Annotated in this window: 18 protein-coding genes and 1 pseudogene; 12 read left to right on the top strand and 7 right to left on the bottom strand. The window is 33.6% G+C overall.

Annotated elements, in window-relative coordinates:
* Positions 1–57: 57 nt before the first annotated feature.
* Positions 58–2031 (bottom strand): tetracycline resistance ribosomal protection protein, encoded by a 1974-nt coding sequence (gene tet / locus MHH45_RS02025; RefSeq protein ID WP_088094443.1) that lies wholly within the window; start codon positions 2029–2031, stop codon positions 58–60.
* Between the two features lie 294 nt (positions 2032–2325).
* Between tet and MHH45_RS02030 the strand changes: the two genes are divergently transcribed.
* From MHH45_RS02030 to MHH45_RS02040, 3 genes are read left to right on the top strand one after another with little or no spacing between them, the layout of a single operon-like run.
* Entirely contained in the window at positions 2326–2754 is a 429-nt protein-coding gene (locus tag MHH45_RS02030; RefSeq protein WP_016115274.1) for a MarR family winged helix-turn-helix transcriptional regulator, read from the top strand.
* A gap of 30 nt (positions 2755–2784) precedes the next feature.
* Positions 2785–3423, top strand: coding sequence for a nitroreductase family protein (locus tag MHH45_RS02035; RefSeq protein ID WP_088094442.1), 639 nt, complete (start codon positions 2785–2787; stop codon positions 3421–3423).
* A gap of 38 nt (positions 3424–3461) precedes the next feature.
* Complete coding sequence (locus MHH45_RS02040) at positions 3462–3755, top strand: putative quinol monooxygenase (RefSeq protein WP_016115272.1); 294 nt, start codon at positions 3462–3464, stop codon at positions 3753–3755.
* Positions 3756–3802: 47 nt separating this feature from the next.
* On the opposite strand, the gene MHH45_RS02045 is transcribed toward MHH45_RS02040, so the two are convergent.
* The 3 genes from MHH45_RS02045 to MHH45_RS02055 are packed head-to-tail and all read right to left on the bottom strand — an operon-like array spanning position 3803 to position 6970.
* Positions 3803–4906, bottom strand: coding sequence for a DUF4018 domain-containing protein (locus tag MHH45_RS02045; protein ID WP_016115271.1), 1104 nt, complete (start codon positions 4904–4906; stop codon positions 3803–3805).
* Positions 4881–6044 (bottom strand): DUF58 domain-containing protein, encoded by a 1164-nt coding sequence (locus tag MHH45_RS02050; RefSeq protein ID WP_016115270.1) that lies wholly within the window; start codon positions 6042–6044, stop codon positions 4881–4883. The genes MHH45_RS02045 and MHH45_RS02050 overlap by 26 nt, the downstream gene beginning before the upstream one ends.
* Positions 6041–6970 (bottom strand): AAA family ATPase, encoded by a 930-nt coding sequence (locus MHH45_RS02055; protein ID WP_016115269.1) that lies wholly within the window; start codon positions 6968–6970, stop codon positions 6041–6043. The genes MHH45_RS02050 and MHH45_RS02055 overlap by 4 nt, the downstream gene beginning before the upstream one ends.
* Before the next feature lie 215 nt (positions 6971–7185).
* On the opposite strand from MHH45_RS02055, the gene MHH45_RS02060 reads away from it, so the two are divergent.
* The 3 genes from MHH45_RS02060 to MHH45_RS02070 all read left to right on the top strand — a co-directional run bounded on the left by MHH45_RS02060 (position 7186) and on the right by MHH45_RS02070 (position 9813).
* Complete coding sequence (locus MHH45_RS02060) at positions 7186–7503, top strand: PadR family transcriptional regulator (protein ID WP_016115268.1); 318 nt, start codon at positions 7186–7188, stop codon at positions 7501–7503.
* A 7-nt stretch (positions 7504–7510) separates the two neighbouring features.
* Entirely contained in the window at positions 7511–8047 is a 537-nt protein-coding gene (locus MHH45_RS02065; protein ID WP_088094441.1) for a DUF2812 domain-containing protein, read from the top strand.
* Positions 8048–8427: 380 nt separating this feature from the next.
* Positions 8428–9813: a vWA domain-containing protein gene (locus tag MHH45_RS02070; protein WP_154214592.1), complete on the top strand. Its 1386-nt coding sequence runs from the start codon at positions 8428–8430 to the stop codon at positions 9811–9813.
* A gap of 78 nt (positions 9814–9891) precedes the next feature.
* On the opposite strand, the gene MHH45_RS02075 is transcribed toward MHH45_RS02070, so the two are convergent.
* Positions 9892–10137 (bottom strand): hypothetical protein, encoded by a 246-nt coding sequence (locus MHH45_RS02075; RefSeq protein ID WP_003198313.1) that lies wholly within the window; start codon positions 10135–10137, stop codon positions 9892–9894.
* A gap of 335 nt (positions 10138–10472) precedes the next feature.
* Between MHH45_RS02075 and MHH45_RS02080 the strand changes: the two genes are divergently transcribed.
* The 6 genes and pseudogenes from MHH45_RS02080 to MHH45_RS02105 all read left to right on the top strand — a co-directional run.
* A complete protein-coding gene (locus MHH45_RS02080; protein WP_016115265.1) occupies positions 10473–10856 on the top strand; it encodes a VOC family protein in 384 nt (127 codons plus the stop codon).
* Between the two features lie 14 nt (positions 10857–10870).
* Positions 10871–11413, top strand: coding sequence for a GNAT family N-acetyltransferase (locus MHH45_RS02085; protein ID WP_088094439.1), 543 nt, complete (start codon positions 10871–10873; stop codon positions 11411–11413).
* Complete coding sequence (locus MHH45_RS02090) at positions 11413–11997, top strand: kinase (RefSeq protein ID WP_016115263.1); 585 nt, start codon at positions 11413–11415, stop codon at positions 11995–11997. The genes MHH45_RS02085 and MHH45_RS02090 overlap by 1 nt, the downstream gene beginning before the upstream one ends.
* Before the next feature lie 210 nt (positions 11998–12207).
* A complete protein-coding gene (locus MHH45_RS02095) occupies positions 12208–12711 on the top strand; it encodes a GNAT family N-acetyltransferase (protein WP_016115262.1) in 504 nt (167 codons plus the stop codon).
* A gap of 162 nt (positions 12712–12873) precedes the next feature.
* Positions 12874–13791, top strand: coding sequence for a phosphotransferase enzyme family protein (locus MHH45_RS02100; protein ID WP_016115261.1), 918 nt, complete (start codon positions 12874–12876; stop codon positions 13789–13791).
* Between the two features lie 3 nt (positions 13792–13794).
* A pseudogene (locus MHH45_RS02105) lies at positions 13795–14019 on the top strand (hypothetical protein); the annotation flags it as partial.
* Here MHH45_RS02105 and MHH45_RS02110 read toward each other — a convergent pair.
* Both MHH45_RS02110 and MHH45_RS02115 read right to left on the bottom strand, forming a co-directional pair.
* Positions 14011–14205 (bottom strand): hypothetical protein, encoded by a 195-nt coding sequence (locus tag MHH45_RS02110; protein WP_229161725.1) that lies wholly within the window; start codon positions 14203–14205, stop codon positions 14011–14013. The pseudogene MHH45_RS02105 and the gene MHH45_RS02110 sit on opposite strands and share 9 nt — an antisense overlap.
* Before the next feature lie 39 nt (positions 14206–14244).
* On the bottom strand, positions 14245–15780 hold the full coding sequence (locus tag MHH45_RS02115; protein ID WP_016115259.1) for a glycosyltransferase family 2 protein: 1536 nt from the start codon (positions 15778–15780) through the stop codon (positions 14245–14247).
* Positions 15781–15849 lie beyond the last annotated feature (69 nt).

Consider the following 15849-nt stretch of genomic DNA (forward strand, 5'->3'; position numbering starts at 1 on the left):
GTTCAACTAATAATCAGTGGGGGGAACCACTGATTATTAGTTTCACTTTATGTTAAATTAATAAGCACGAAGCACATGCAATAAATAATCTTTTCGATTAAGTGGATTATAGTCTACTCGTTTTCGTGATGGGAAATTTGATTCGATTTTACTATATCCGCAAGGTCTAGCGATAAAGACACCTTCGCCTTCAGTAAAAGAATGTAGGCCACGCTTAAAGTTCTCTGTTTTGGCCATCGGCAGAGTTCCTGTTAAATAAAAGGAATTGTTATGCAGTACAGGGTCTTTAAAAGTAGCGTGTATTGCCGATAATTTATACATTGCTGTGCTAATTGAATTTGTTGGTACTGTTAATTCAAATTCATTTACTGGTTCGTATACATTTGTTCCAGCTTGCTTTAAAGCATCCATCAAGACAAGAGGTGTTAGTTTTCTAAAATCACCAGCTGTAGTTACCGGACTTGCATAACCGGTATGGGTTAATGTTACGGCAATGTCAGTGACTTCCCATCCATATAAGCCTTGTTTTAACATTTGGAATACAGTGTCTTCAATAGATTTATGAAATGCTAAAGGCAATGAGCCAAGCTCGACTTCTAAGTTATAAGTGATACCAGAACCTGGTGCACCAGGTTTCATGTGAAAACCAATTGTTGCATAGAAAGGGTTATTCTTTTCACCCATTATTTCTAGTGCATTTCCGATTCCAATTGGCTTTTCTATACATACAATTCTTGTGTCTGAGAAAGAAACATTTAAATTATATTTTTCCTGTAAAGTTGTTTCAATCACTTCTTTTTGAACTTCACCAAAAAGCCGAATATAGATTTCATTGTGAATATCATCTTTCACTACTTTTATAAGTGGATCTTCTTCTGAGAGTTCTACGAGTGCTTGATATAGGTTGTGATTTTTCCCTTTTGGCCGTGCTTCAATTGCAGCTTCCATTTGAGGTTCTGCAAAGTGAATATCTTTCATTTTATCTGACCATTCACCGATCACGTCACCGATTCTAATGTCGCTAAGCCCCCATACTTTACAAAATTCTCCCGTTCCAGCAGTAGGGGATTGAATAGCACTTCCATTATGAAATATATGAAGCTTTTTGATTTTTTCTTTGTGTGAAAGGGTCTTTAAGTCACTTTGTTTTCGATTAATATCAACATATTTTCTTACGTGTAAACAACCTGAGAATATTCGTACGTAAGCAATTTTTTCCCCGGTAAGTTCTCTTTCGATTTTAAAAACAATACCAGACAAAGGTGTATTTATATCATTGCCACAATCATTTTGGGGAATCATTACTGAAATACTTTCGAGTAATTCAGTGATTCCTATTCCAGTCATTGCTGAACCGAAAAAGATTGGATATACATTTGCATGCTGAATTTGATCCCATAATTCATTTCTTAAAGTGGCTGTAGTTAATACTTCGCCATTTACATAGGATTCAAGTAACGATTCATTATGTGCTGCTAGAAGTTCAATATATTCATCATATATATCAGCATGTACTTCATTTTGAATCATACATGCGTCTTTTGTCCCTTCATTTTTCACTTTATATAATGGGAGTACTTGATTGGTAAGCATTTCCCGTATTTGTTGGATCACTTTAGTAGTTTGGGCACCACTCCGATCAATTTTATTGACGAATAGTATGGTCGGAATGCGCAGTTTCTGCAGAGTTCTCATTAAAATTTTGGTTTGTGCCTGAATGCCCTCAACTGCAGATATAACTAAAACTGCTCCATCTAGAACACGGAAAGATCGCTCCACTTCAGCAATAAAATCCGCATGGCCGGGTGTGTCAATTACATTTACCTTCAGATCATTTATAAAAAATGAAACGACAGATGCTTTAATTGTGATACCACGTTGCTTTTCTAACTCCATCGAATCTGTTTGTGTGCTTCCTTTATCTACTTGGCCGATTTCCTGAATCACATTAGTTTCATAAAGAATACGCTCAGTCAAACTCGTCTTTCCAGCGTCTACATGCGCCACAATCCCTATATTTATTGTTTTCATGTGTTAAAACCCTCATTTCATTTTTCATGTTCATTTCCTCATTTCTTTTCGTAATAAATTGCCGCATTACAATCACTCTCCAGTCTTTTATGATATTTCTATTATAGGGAAATTCGCGTTATTTGTAACGTGATGAAATACTTAATTTTGGAAAATTAACAGGAGGGCAATACTAAAAGTAAATAAGCAAAAACAAAATGATTGCATTTTAAATTATAATCCGGTATATTAATTGACATATCAATTATTGATGTATCAATTAATATTTGAGATCCTTAATAACGGAGGGGTTATTTGACAAATTCATGCTCAAAGGAAGCCATTATTTTATATAAGCTACACTTTCTAAATAAAGAAGTTAGTTCGAAATTTGAGGGGTGTACTGGTATTAGTCAATCAAGACTAGAGCTGTTACACCAACTATATCAAGTTGAAGAAATGAGTCAAAAGGCGCTTCAACAAGAAGTGAATATTGATAACGCGGCGATTACACGACATTTAAAACAGCTTGAAGCAAATGGAATGATTACAAGACGTAAAAATCCAGATGATAACAGGATTACGCTTGTTCGTTTAACGAAGGACGGACGAGATAAAATCCATGCCTTTCAAGAGGAGAAAGAACGATTCGCAGCTTCTACGTTAAAAGATTTTAGTGAAGAAGAGCGAGATAATCTTTTAAGTATGTTAAATCGCATGCAAAAAAATATAAATGAAGTCTAAATAAGTGACTGAAAAAGGGAGATTACATCTATGAGTAGCATAACAAAAACAAATGATTTTACAGAAATTCTTACGGGACGTCGTTCGATTCGTAAATATGATCCATCAGTGAAAATTAGTAAAGAAGAAATGACAGAAATTCTGACTGAAGCAACACTTGCACCATCTTCAGTTAATATGCAACCATGGCGCTTTCTTGTTATTGATAGTGCGGAAGGAAAAGCGACACTTGCGCCGCTTGCTAAATTCAATCAGCTTCAAGTAGAAACATCATCAACTATGATCGCTGTATTTGGTGATTTACAAAACTTTGATAATGCGGAAGAGATTTATGGTACAGCGGTTGAACACGGGTTTATGCCAGCTGAAGTGAAAGAAGATCAAATGCAAAAGCTTTCCGCTTATTTCTCTATGGTTTCACCAGAGGTGATGAAAGATACAGTTTTAATTGATGGTGGTCTTGTAGCTATGCAATTTATGCTGGCAGCTCGCGCTCATGGATATGACACATGTCCAATTGGTGGCTTTGAGAAAGACAAAATTGCTGAAGCATTTGGATTAGATAAAGACCGCTATGTACCAGTTATGTTGATTTCAATTGGAAAAGCAGCTGATAGTGGATACAAATCAGTTCGTCTGCCAATTGATACAATTGCCGAGTGGAAGTAATTTTATAAAGATACGTAGAATATGAGAGGGGAAGCACTATGATTATCATTCACGCAGTATTTCAAGTAGATCCAGCAAAACAACAAGCATTTTTAGAAGAAATTCAACCGTTGATTCATGGTTCAAGAGAAGAAAGTGGAAACGTATCATATGATTTATATAAAGATACTGAAAAAGAAAATGTATATACAATGGTAGAAGTTTGGCAAGATGCAGAAGCGGTTGCTAGCCACAATACGAGTGAACATTTTACTTCTTTTGTTAGTAAAGCAAATCAATTTTTGACAGCTCCATTAGATATTAAGGTTTATGATGGGCAACCAGTAAAATAATAAATACCCCCTCGACTACTCTAAAATAGAGCCCTCGAGGGGGTGTTTTATTTTTTCTTCTTTTTTAAAGTCTTTTGATAGACGTAAAGTTTATTTATTTCTTCTTTAAATTCCCGGAATAGTTCAGTATTCTCCTGATTAGCGTAGCGCACAGTATTGTATGCTTTTATAATTGTATCAATTTCAATAGAGATATCTTCTTCTGTCTGAATTCGCTCCATCCATGCGTCAACCGTTTCACCGCGATTTCTGTTTAAAGGTGGTTTTAATTTCTTTTCTAGTTTGAAAATTTCTTTGCGAATGGCGTTCGTTGGTGGGCGTGTCATTCTAGTTGCTTTTTGTAATATACCTTCTTCTTGCATAACTGTACCAGAGTTATAAAGGGATATATTCTCAAGGTGAAAGGATTTTCTCTTTTTGTACAGCTTCCAAATTACAAATGCAGCAATGATTCCAATGATAGAAGCAGTAACGGATTGAGCAACAAAGGCATCGTATGGGTGATCGGGCTTTGGAAGTTCTGGACTCGTTCCACCTAACTTTTCTATGGCAGCTGTAGCATCATTTGGATTTGTAATAGATAATAAAGCTTCAATACCATAGCCAAAACCAAGTGATACCCAGTAGAAAAGATACGAGAGTACGATGCGTATATACGGAATAAATAAGAAGAACAGAAAACTGATTGTTCCGATTCCTGTGATAGATACAAAACGAATTGCTTTTTGATCTTTATTATAACTAGTAATCCAAAGTGACAGTAGAATAAATAAAGCGAATAAGCCTAGTACCCATAGAGAAGGTAACTTCATTAAATGAAGAAAATAAGAAACAATGAACCATAAAAAGGCACCTAGCATTTTATGGTATGCCGTTAGGTCATCACGTGCATGTACGATGTAAAAGAAGAACGGGAGTAAGATAGAGCTAACGATAGAAAAGATAGAAAATACGTAACAAAGTATAACTTGTAGAATAAATAGTAAAATGAAAGCTCTTCGTTTATTGGTCTTCATTTTATGAATGAGAATCGTACAAAGAAAGCTAATGACTAAAAATAGGATGATGGGAAGTGTTCTTCCTTGCTCCGTCAATAGAGAAAGAAGGAGTAGAAGAAGAAAATCATTAACGTAATGGAGCCATGTTTTCAAGTTGTTCCACCATCCCTTCATCAGTGATGAGATACGTTTGCTGCATCATATTTGGTAAATTGGCTTTTCTTATTCCGACAAAAAATAGTATTGAGGAACGCTCTTTTTTCCTATTCAAATAGTGCAGGAAACTTTCACGAGGGAGTAAAGTACTATCCTCTGAAATTCGGGCAAGTTCTTCTAATGCTTTCGCATATTGTACATGACCATCATTTAATGCGAGATGTAAAGGGCCTTCTTCAGTGAATATGCTAACAAATAATTCAAAAGGAATATTTTTCTCTGTTGCAAATTGACATAAATACGTCGTGTAAGAAATAAGATCCTCGATATTTTCTTTCCAACCAAACCCACGATCTGCTCCTAAGCAAAGAGAAATTGTCCAGCTGTAATTTTTTATCGCTTCATATTGTTTTGCTTGTAAAGTTTGCATTTTAGCAGATGCTTTCCAATGAATACTTCGAAAAGATTCCCTCTCATATTTCTTTATACCAACAATGGAAGATTCATCATGAAAATAAGAAAAGTTTGTTTTATAAGTACCGATTGCTAATTGATGTATCTCCTGTAACCCTGCAACACGCTTTAAAGTAGGATAAACGATAATTTCAGTCTTCAATTTATCTACAGTAGGCAGATGAACTTGAATGATATGAAATGGATCACCTATAATACATTCAAATTGCTCAACTTTAAAAACACCACGCTTTGTAGCTGTAAACGATAGTTCCCATTTTTGTTCTGACTTTGCAGGCTGTGAAAAGCGAAAAGAAAATAACGTTTTAGATATTTGCTCAACACCAGTTGTCTTATTGGGTATTAAGGTTGGATTGATATGTAAAAAGCAAGCACCATTCACTAAAGGAAGCTTAGCTTTGTTTTGTAAATGAATCGATAAACTGCCTGTTTCATCAGGAAATAAGCGTGTTGTTTGTTTTTTATCGATAATTTGAAAATGCTTATCTATGTATGCTGTATAACGATAAATAAAATAAGCAAATAAATAATAAAACAAAAATGGGACAACTAAATATGAATTTGTTACATAGAACGCTAGAAATAAAGCAACTGGAATTGTTAATTTAATAATATGATGCTGGAAAAATAATGGAACAGTTACAATGCGTGTATAATTCATGATTGCTCGATCTCCACAGGAACGTCCACTTCAGTTAAAATACTTTCAATTAACTTCTGTTTTGTTGTTCGCAGCGCACCCTCCATTGATAAAATGAGACGATGTTTCCATACGTAAGGAAGTAAGAATTGTATATCTTCAGGCGTACAGTATTCACGACCATGTAAAAAGGCCAATGCTTGTATCGCCCTGACTAAGGCAAGTGTTGCACGCGGGCTGACACCGTTGGCGATATAATCATGATTTCGTGTAGCGTTGGCTAGTTGAATGATATAGTACTCTAACGATTCAGATACGTATATTTCATTTACTTTTTGTTGTACTTGTAAAATTTCTTCTAAAGTGATAACGGAACGAATGGCATCTAAAGGCTTGTTATTTCGAAAACGGCGCATCATTTTTAGTTCATCTTCTGGAGAAGGATAGCCAATTGAAATGGTCATTAAAAAACGATCTAGCTGTGCATCCGGAAGAGGGAAAGTCCCTTGTGATTCAATAGGATTTTGCGTTGCAATAACAAAGAACGGTTTAGGAAGAGGTGTGGACTGCTTTTCGAGTGTGACTTGACGCTCTTCCATTGCTTCTAATAAACTAGATTGTGTTCTAGGCATAGCACGATTTATTTCATCCGCTAACAATATATTTGTCATGACTGGCCCAAATCTTAATTCGAATTCACTCGTTTTAGGATTGAAATATTCAATCCCTGTCACGTCACTCGGAAGCACATCGGGAGTGAATTGAACGCGAGAAAATCCGCCGCCAATACTTTTTGCAATTGTTTTAGCGAGTAATGTCTTTCCAGTACCAGGTACATCCTCAAGCAATACATGACCATCCGCAAGTAATGAAACAAGGAGTAAATCAACCACGTTTTCTTTTCCGACAAAAACAGAACTTATATTTTCTTTTAATGTATTTATCATATGTATCATCCTTTCAAAAGTAGGCAATTGTATTGTTATATTTTAACAAATTTTTCTGAAAATTAATATAATAATATTTTTGTATAGAATAAATATAAAATTCCTAAGAAAAATTTCATTTTTAGTTGTATTTATTTGGAATACGCTATACAATATCGATATACGATGTATCGCTAGTCGATATATCATATATCGATGTATCGGAGGTAGTTATAATGAGTGTGAAAGCGCAGAAATATATTCCATTAACAGAGGCAACCTATTATATTTTGTTGTCATTAGTGAAACCTTTGCATGGCTATGGGATTATGCAAATGGTGGAAGAAATGACGAATGGAGAAGTAAAACTCGGACCTGGTACGTTATATGGGAATACGACAAAGTTATTGAAAGAAAAACTGATTGTAGAAGTAGCCTCTACAGAGAGAAAGAAATGTTACGTGTTAACTCCATTTGGGAGAGAAGTGTTAGAACTTGAATTTAAAAGGTTACAACGTTCTGTTCAAAATGGGGGAAATATTTTAGGAGAGTGAAGACAGTATGGAGATAAAGAAGACATTAAAATTTTTTGCGGCGTGGAACCTAGAAAAAGAAGAGGCGTATTTAAGAAAAATGCACCAAAAGGGCTGGGCATTCCAAAACTACAATTTTATGTACACATTCAAGAAAACGGAGCCGAAGGATGTTGTTTATAAAGCCGATTTCAAACTGGATAATCGAAACTCACAAATGAATCAAAAAGAATACATTGAAATATATGAGATGTCTGGTTGGAAGCATGTAACCAGCTTTACGAAATGGCACTATTTTTGTAAAGAAGTAGATGATGATAATGAATTACCTGATATTTATTCTGAGAAAGAAACGAAGATTGAAAAACTTATGGATTTAATGAGATTTTTTGCGATTATCTTTGTCATTGAGATGCTAGGGATGTATTTGAATTACTTAGGACCTTCAGAAGCCAATAGTCCCGTTTGGATAAAACTTGTGCTGGGGCTTTGCGGATTTATAAATGTATATGTATTTGTAAGGTTATTTTGGAAGATACGAAAATTGAAAAAAGAGGTTTTGTGAATGACTCGGTTCTAAAACAATAGTACAGTTGCATCTCACTGAGTGTTACTTCGAACAGTTCCTCACGATTGTATGTGACCATAGGATCTATTTATCCATCCATGCTACTACATATAACAATTGATTTACTTGTACTCGTTCGATTATTTGTATTAAAGGGGAAAGTAACTTTACAGTGAGTTTTAAGAATATATGGAGAATGAAAAAAACGTTGCTTGGAAAACAAGTGGCGTTTTTTATTGGTTTAAGAAAGATTTTTTAAGGAACTTTTATAGGAGTATATGTAGTTTTTGAATGTTTTTTCTGAAATGAAAGATTATTCTGTTATAATTATACGTAAATGGGATTTGTTGTATGTGAATATGATTGGGGGAAGAAATGTGAAAAGACTTTATAAACTGACATTGATATGTATCATTTTTATTTTTTGCAATGCTTGTAGTACACAAACAGAAACAACGAAAACAGAGAACAAGAATGTAAGTCAGAAAGAAAATAAGAAAAGAAATAATGAAAAACAGGTTGTTCATTCTATTCCTGTTACATTTGAAGATATGGCGAAATATCCGAATGGAAAATATAACGGAAAGTATAAAGTGGGGCTATTAGACATATCGAAAGAATCGGAACCTATTATGAAAGAGGTGGCTCGTGATACGGAATCGAATATAAAATCTGTCGATTTGAAGAATAAATCTAATAGTGAGCAAGCAGAATTATATGTACATACGATGTATAGCTTGTTAAAGCAGGATATTACACCACTTGATAAAATACCGTTACAAATTTTAGAGATAGGTGGATTTGAGGAGAAAGAAAAGAGCAGTACTGGTACGAAGGGGGAGCAAGAAAATAAAGAGAATAGTGGAAACTATAACATTGAAATACTATTAGATGCTAGTGGTAGTATGGCTGGTAAAGTTGATGGGAAAATGAAGATGGATATTGCAAAAGAGGCAATTCAGCAGTTTGTTTCCGGTTTACCAGAGACAGTTAATGTTTCGTTACGAGTATATGGACATAAAGGATCAAATGAGGAAAAGGATAAAGCGGCTTCATGCGGAGCGATTGAAAATGTATATACATTACAAAAGTATGATCAAACGACGTTTCGTCAATCATTAGATGGGTTTCAACCCGTAGGATGGACACCGCTTGCTGAAGCAATTAAAAAATCGACAGAAACGTTTCAATCTGCAAAAACAGACGATAAAAATATAATGTATGTTGTAAGTGATGGAGTAGAAACATGTGGAGGAAACCCGGTTGAAGAGGCAAAAAAAATTTCAAATTCAAACATAAAACCTATTATGAATATTATTGGATTTCAAGTAGATCATGAAGCGGAAAAACAGCTCAAAGAGATCGCGGAAGTAAGTAAGGGGAAATACGTACTAGCAAATAATGCAAAAGAGTTACAAGATCAGTTTGAAGAAACAGGAAAAGATATTACGAGTCGTAGATTAAAGGCTGGTGGAGCTCAAGTAGATTTAAATATGGCTAGCATCAGTGATAAAATGAAACTTGATGAATATGAACGGAAAACGAAAGAAAATATAAGAAGCGTTCAGATTGCTATGAAGTATACAGTTACAATCCTATATAAAGACGAAAAAATGAGTCAACAGTTAGCTGATGAAATAGAGAAAAGGATAAACGATTTAACTAAGAAGCAGGAGAAACAAGTGGAAATGGCATATAGTCAATTCCAAGAAAAAATAAAAAAACATTATGAAGAGATGAGTAGGTCGATTAAAAGCGAGTAATTGATAGATAATCCAAAAGGTAATGAGGGATTTTATGTTACCTTTTGGATTAGGAAATATGAATCAAGTTTCCAAGTGTTAGAATGATTGGTTTTGCGCAGGTTTAATAAATTGTTCTGGGTTTTCAACAAGCCCGCATACTGCACATTGGACACGATAGGAAGGTCCTTGATATGCCATATGAAAAGCATTCATTGTTTCGTTTGTATATTCTTCTTCAATTTGACCAGTTTGTGGATTTAACTTTACTGGTTTTATTTGCTGCTCAAGAATATTAAAGCGAGTGCGATTTGTTTTACAACTTGGGCAAAGCATTGGTTCCATATGTATACACCTCCATTTTTAGCATCTCTTTATATGAAGAAATTTATTCAAAAGCAAAAGTTATTGATGTACAAGCAGTTATATTTAACCATCCTTGTAAAAAAAGTTTCTCAACATAAATCGTCGATTATTATATTTAAAATTCAGAAAAGATAAAATACAATAAAAGTATGAACTGGTTATGTCCAAACCAATCTCCTGTTTTATGCCAATATGTTTGAGACCGAGAAATCGGTCTTCTTTTTTTTGTTTATAATTATGAATACTGTCATATAAACAAGGTTTTCTACGTCCTTTGTCGAATTTTTAGAAGAGAATTTGAAAGGGGGATTACAATGAACTTAAAAATGAAATATGTCATTTTATATGTGGAGCGATATGAAGAATGTCTTCGGTTTTATAAAAATCTTTTATGCTTACCGATAAAAGGCGAACATGGTACATACATTGAGTTTGATACCGGAGCAACAATTTTAGCGATGAATAGTAGAGAGGATGTACGAGAGTTAACGGGATTATCAATTCCAAAGGGTGAATCAGAATCCTCTAATTTTGAAATTGGATTTGTTGTGGAGGATGTTAACGAAACGATTTCGGGATTAAGAGAAAAAGGTGTAAAGGTATTAGTGGAGCCAATAACGAAACCATGGGGGCAAACCATTGCTTATGTGTCTGATCCAGATGGTAATTACATAGAAATTTGTAACTCATTAGAGTAGAGGGAGAAAAGAGAATGGGATTTCCAATCTTAGAAACTGAGCGTTTAAAATTACGGGAATTAACATTATTAGACGCTGAAACAATGTTTTATTATTTTGAGAAGGAGTCTGTTATCCGTTACTTTGGTATGGACTCTTTTCAAAATATGGAACAAGTGAAAAATACGATTCAAACTTTTAGAAAAAGGTATGAAGAGGGAAATGTTTTACGCTGGGGGATAGAGCTAAAAGGAACAAATCAATTAATTGGTACATGCGGATTTCATTTAATCAATCCAAATCATAAGAGAGCCGAAATTGGCTATGAATTAGATGATACATATTGGGGAAAAGGGTATGCATCTGAGGCTTTACAGGCAATTCTTACATATGGATTTGAAATATTGCAGCTAATAAGGATTGCAGCAGTTGTTTATACAGAAAATGAAGCTTCACATCGATTACTGAAAAAGGCTGGATTTCAAGAAGAAGGATTACTTCGAAAATATATGATTCAAAATGGTGTAGCTCATGATACTGTAATCTATTCATTATTAGAAGAAGAGTGGAAAAGATAATGAATTCAAACGAATTAGTAAAAGTGATTGCTGAAAATACAAGTAATCGTTTTATTCTAGGTATAGATGGTCTGAGTCGTTCGGGAAAAACAACATTAGTCAAGCAGCTAGAAGACGAATTGAAACAAAAAGATATTCCATTTCATATTTTTCATATTGATGATCATATTGTGGAGCGTAGCAAGCGCTATAATACGAAACATGAAGAATGGTATGAGTATTATCAACTACAATGGGATGTTGAATGGTTGCAACAGCATTTGTTTCATAAATTAAGGTTGGAAAATCAGCTAAACCTTCCGTTCTATGATCATCAAACGGATTTCTGTGAAATGAGAGAGGTAATCATACCTAATCCTTGTGTGATCGTAATTGAAGGAGTGTTTCTTCAGCGTAAAGAGTGGCGAGAATACTTTGATTATATGGTGTATTTGGATTACCCAAGGGAACAAAGGTTTCTTCGTGAAAATGAAGAAACACAAAAGAATCTCCTAAAGTTTGAACATAGATATTGGAAAGCCGAGGATTTTTACTTGAAAGTGGAAAGTCCGCAGCAAAATGCTGATCTAGTTTTAAAGGGATAGAGACAATGTTTATCAACCTAGGAATGAGAATTTAGTGCATTTTCAGCTTAAGAATGTTAGTTCTTTCGTTTTGGAGGATTAGAATTTTTAAAGTAACAAAAAACATTAGGTTAATTCTAGTGTTTTTTGTTTTTCTACCTATAAATAAGGATTAAATATGTCGAATTATTTATTGCTATGGCAAATTAGTTAAAGTGAGGTTTATATAACATGATTCGATTGATTATGGAAAAAGATGCAGAACCCTTTTTAGAATTATGTAAAAAGATTGATGAAGAAACGGAATTTATGTTATTTGAGGAAGGGGAAAGAACTACTACTATAGAACAGCAACAAAATACGATCAAAAAAATAACTCAATCTTCAAATTCAGCTATTTTTGTTGCTGAGATTGAAGGTAAATTAGTAGGATATTTGATGGCAATTGGTAGTAAACCAAAAAGAACTAGACATAGTGTTTATATTGTTGCTGGTGTAACAAATGAAAATAACGGAAAAGGAATTGGAACCCAGTTATTTAAAGAACTTGAAAATTGGGCAAAAGCGATTGATGTAATTAGATTAGAGTTGACGGTAAGGATAAATAATACATCAGCAATTTCTTTATATAAAAAACTAGGTTATGAGATTGAGGGAATAAAAAAAGCTTCTTGTATTATTGATGGAAACTTAGTTGATAGTTATTATATGTCTAAGATTTTGAAATGTATGTAAAACGAAATTTTTCTAAACATTCATTTTTAAAAATAGGTTTATTTTAGAAGTTGTGCTATTAAACTAACGATGCAGGTTAGTAAATGAAGAGACAAAGAAGTTACAATGCTACCGTTTAAATAAAAGTGTTCTTGTAAATTGAGAGTGTAAGGGGAAAGCAGGATGCTAGAAAATCGTGTTAGGTTGAATGGAGGATTTAATAACGACGTTTTTTATATTAAAGAGAAAGAAAGGGTAGTTAGAATTTCTGATAAGAGTAAAACAAAGGAGATGGTTTTACAAGAAATAGAGTGGATGAACTTTTTATATGAAAAAGGTGTACATGTACCTAAGTCAGTAATTCCTTTAGAGTGTGAGGACGAACGGGTTAAAACATATTTTGAATTTATTAAGGGTGATCAAATTGATGTTACAAATAAATCCCACTGGAATGAAAAGATTTTTAAAAAACTCGGTAAAAATTTAGGGAGAATGCATGCACTATCCAAAGGTTTTAAATTACAAACAATACAACGTCCTGAATGGAAAGTGGAAAGTCCTGATGTCTTTGATATTAGAAGAAAGTTAGATCCATGGATTAAGGAGAAATATGAAAAGTTGGTACACAATCTAACTTCATATATTATTACTCCTGATACTTTCGGACTTATTCATAATGACTATCATCAAGGAAACTTAATTATTAATGAGGAAGGTCGTATAACTACAATTGACTTTGATGACTGTGCATTTAATTGGTATGCTCAAGATATTGCAGTAGCTTTCTATCATGCTTATTGGCAACATAGCTCCTTTAATGGCAATACACATTCTTTTTGTGATATATTTATGAGTAATTTTTTTGCAGGATATAAAACAGAAAATATGCTTCATAAGGATATAATTATACAAATTCCTATTTTCTTAAAAATAAGAGAGATTTATTTGTATCAATTATTCATACAAAAATGGGATATGAATAATTTAGAAGAATGGCAAGAATACACCTTACATAGCTTAGAAGACAAAATCAAGAATCAAGTACCATATGCAGGTATAAATGATTTTTCTATTTTTTTATCCCGCATTAACGGGCAGTAGTAGCTATTTGAAGCAGATCTGTTTAATGAAGAATCATTTAAGGAAATTGTTCGTGGCTTTGAAGTATGGTGGACAAGTTTAGCAGGTGGCTTCTCATTAGAACGTTCTGTCGATGAGTATGGACAACAGCTTTATAATGACTTGGTTTTGTACCTTGAACAAAACCAAATAGAGCCTTTAAAGCAATTGCATATTAGTTTAATTTATGACGAATGTGTATTAGCGTAAACAAAAAGCAACTCCAAAATCAATTTTTATTGTATATTTTGGAGTTACTTTACGTTTACTTTTATCATTGGTTAAATCGCTCTTATCTAAAAGACCATAACCATAAATCACAGCATTAGCTAATAAAATTCCTAATAAACTAAAGCCTCTTAAAGAGTCTATTATTTTAATTCTTTCTTTTTGCACGTGAATGAACATACATAGACCAATTTAAATTGTTGTTAGCTAAAATAATCCTCTTTTTCCTTTCTGTTTGATTAGGTAAGAGATACCTTCTATATGGTCGCCGATAATTTGTTTTGTTGCTGAAGAAAGTTCTCCTTTTTTAGCGAAATGTTTTTCTGGTCGTATACGATTCATTTTATCTACCTCAACAGAATGGACATTTTGAATGTTTAAACCCGATAGAATTGTTTTTACTTGCGCAATGACGGGGGAAACAAGTACATCAAATCCAATTTCATCAATACATTTTCGGCTAAAAGCATGAGGGATTGCAACTGGTGAACCAACCCCTAAATCTTTTCGGTCACATGCCAGGTTAACAGCATATTTACAGGCTGTCACAATATAGACTGGAGCACGTTTCATAAGATATTCTAAATTATTTAATGCTAGGTCTGTACCATTTTGAATCGCGTGGACAAATGGTAGTAGATCTTGCGAAGGAATAATAATATCACCATCAATAAAAAGTAAAATATCACCTTTTGCGAAATATGCCCCTATAGCCCGTCCTGTATCATTTCCAAGTTTTTCATCATAAACAATGACAGTTGCTCCGCTCTTTTTTACAATTTCTTCTGTATGATCTGTCGTTCCATTAACTACTACGATGATTTCTAAGGGTTCTAGTTTTCGTACCTCCTGAATTACGGCTTCAATCGTTCTATCTTCATTATAGGCAGGGATGATAACTGATAATTGTTTTCCTGCATAAATATTAGAGTGCTTTCCCCAACCAGTAATGATTTTCGGCATAGGTTCTAGTTTGTTTGATTTTAAATTCTCAATGATATCTCTTCTTCTATTTTCATCAGAATAATTTAGCCTTGAGTCGTTAGTCTCATGTATCCAATCTGCAATTGTTTCAATATGATTCCCGATAATTCTTTTTTCACTAATGGAAAGAGTTGTAGGGGTATTTTTATGTTGTTTGGGGTGAACTCGATTAATAGTTACTACATCAATTGACATATGACGAGAGATGCGGAATTGATGTTGAATAATTTTTAATTGTGCATAAATCGGATTTTTTAAACTATCAGAATGAATTTTTTTGATGACTTCCTTTGTCATAGCATGAGGCACAGCAACAAGTGAATCTGAATTTAAATTAGGACAATGTAAGAAGTGATTCATAACTTGTTTCCAAATTGTGATTGAGTGAGGAGGGTACACTTTTTTAAAAATATAATCTAAGTTATTTAATACAACATCTGCAGTTCCTTCTACTAAAGGTTCAAGAAATTGATTTAATGTGGAAGAAGAAATAGTAAAATCGGCATCGATGAATAGTAAGATGTCGCCTTTTGCTTCTTTCGCTCCTATAGCTCGGCCAACATTGTGCCCTAATCGTTCTTTATATATAAGGACTTTACAATTATGATTTTTAGCAATCTCTATAGAACGATCTGTACATCCGTTAGCAACAGCAATAATTTCCATAGGATTCAATTGTTGACATGATTCTAAAACACTAGATAATGTTTTTTCCTCATTGTAAACAGGAATAATAATCGAAACAGTTTTTTTGTTCATATTCATGCTCCTTATTAAATTTTAATATTATCCTTCGATATACATAGTTTATGTAATATTAAGATAGAT

Origin of the sequence: Bacillus sp. FSL K6-0042 (assembly GCF_038006685.1) — a bacterium.
In the GTDB taxonomy this organism is placed as follows: domain Bacteria; phylum Bacillota; class Bacilli; order Bacillales; family Bacillaceae_G; genus Bacillus_A; species Bacillus_A pseudomycoides.

Bases quoted from the DNA above. Each gene is read 5' to 3' on its own strand.
- MHH45_RS02060 (WP_016115268.1), top strand. From the start codon at position 7,186: ATGAGTGTGAAAGCGCAGAAATATATTCCATTAACAGAGGCAACCTAT.
- MHH45_RS02100 (WP_016115261.1), top strand. From the start codon at position 12,874: ATGCTAGAAAATCGTGTTAGGTTGAATGGAGGATTTAATAACGACGTT.
- MHH45_RS02035 (WP_088094442.1), top strand. From the start codon at position 2,785: ATGAGTAGCATAACAAAAACAAATGATTTTACAGAAATTCTTACGGGA.
- MHH45_RS02050 (WP_016115270.1), bottom strand. From the start codon at position 6,044: ATGAATTATACACGCATTGTAACTGTTCCATTATTTTTCCAGCATCAT.
- MHH45_RS02080 (WP_016115265.1), top strand. From the start codon at position 10,473: ATGAACTTAAAAATGAAATATGTCATTTTATATGTGGAGCGATATGAA.
- MHH45_RS02085 (WP_088094439.1), top strand. From the start codon at position 10,871: ATGGGATTTCCAATCTTAGAAACTGAGCGTTTAAAATTACGGGAATTA.
- MHH45_RS02115 (WP_016115259.1), bottom strand. From the start codon at position 15,780: ATGAACAAAAAAACTGTTTCGATTATTATTCCTGTTTACAATGAGGAA.
- MHH45_RS02055 (WP_016115269.1), bottom strand. From the start codon at position 6,970: ATGATAAATACATTAAAAGAAAATATAAGTTCTGTTTTTGTCGGAAAA.
- MHH45_RS02095 (WP_016115262.1), top strand. From the start codon at position 12,208: ATGATTCGATTGATTATGGAAAAAGATGCAGAACCCTTTTTAGAATTA.
- MHH45_RS02090 (WP_016115263.1), top strand. From the start codon at position 11,413: ATGAATTCAAACGAATTAGTAAAAGTGATTGCTGAAAATACAAGTAAT.
- MHH45_RS02065 (WP_088094441.1), top strand. From the start codon at position 7,511: ATGGAGATAAAGAAGACATTAAAATTTTTTGCGGCGTGGAACCTAGAA.
- MHH45_RS02040 (WP_016115272.1), top strand. From the start codon at position 3,462: ATGATTATCATTCACGCAGTATTTCAAGTAGATCCAGCAAAACAACAA.
- tet (WP_088094443.1), bottom strand. From the start codon at position 2,031: ATGAAAACAATAAATATAGGGATTGTGGCGCATGTAGACGCTGGAAAG.
- MHH45_RS02075 (WP_003198313.1), bottom strand. From the start codon at position 10,137: ATGGAACCAATGCTTTGCCCAAGTTGTAAAACAAATCGCACTCGCTTT.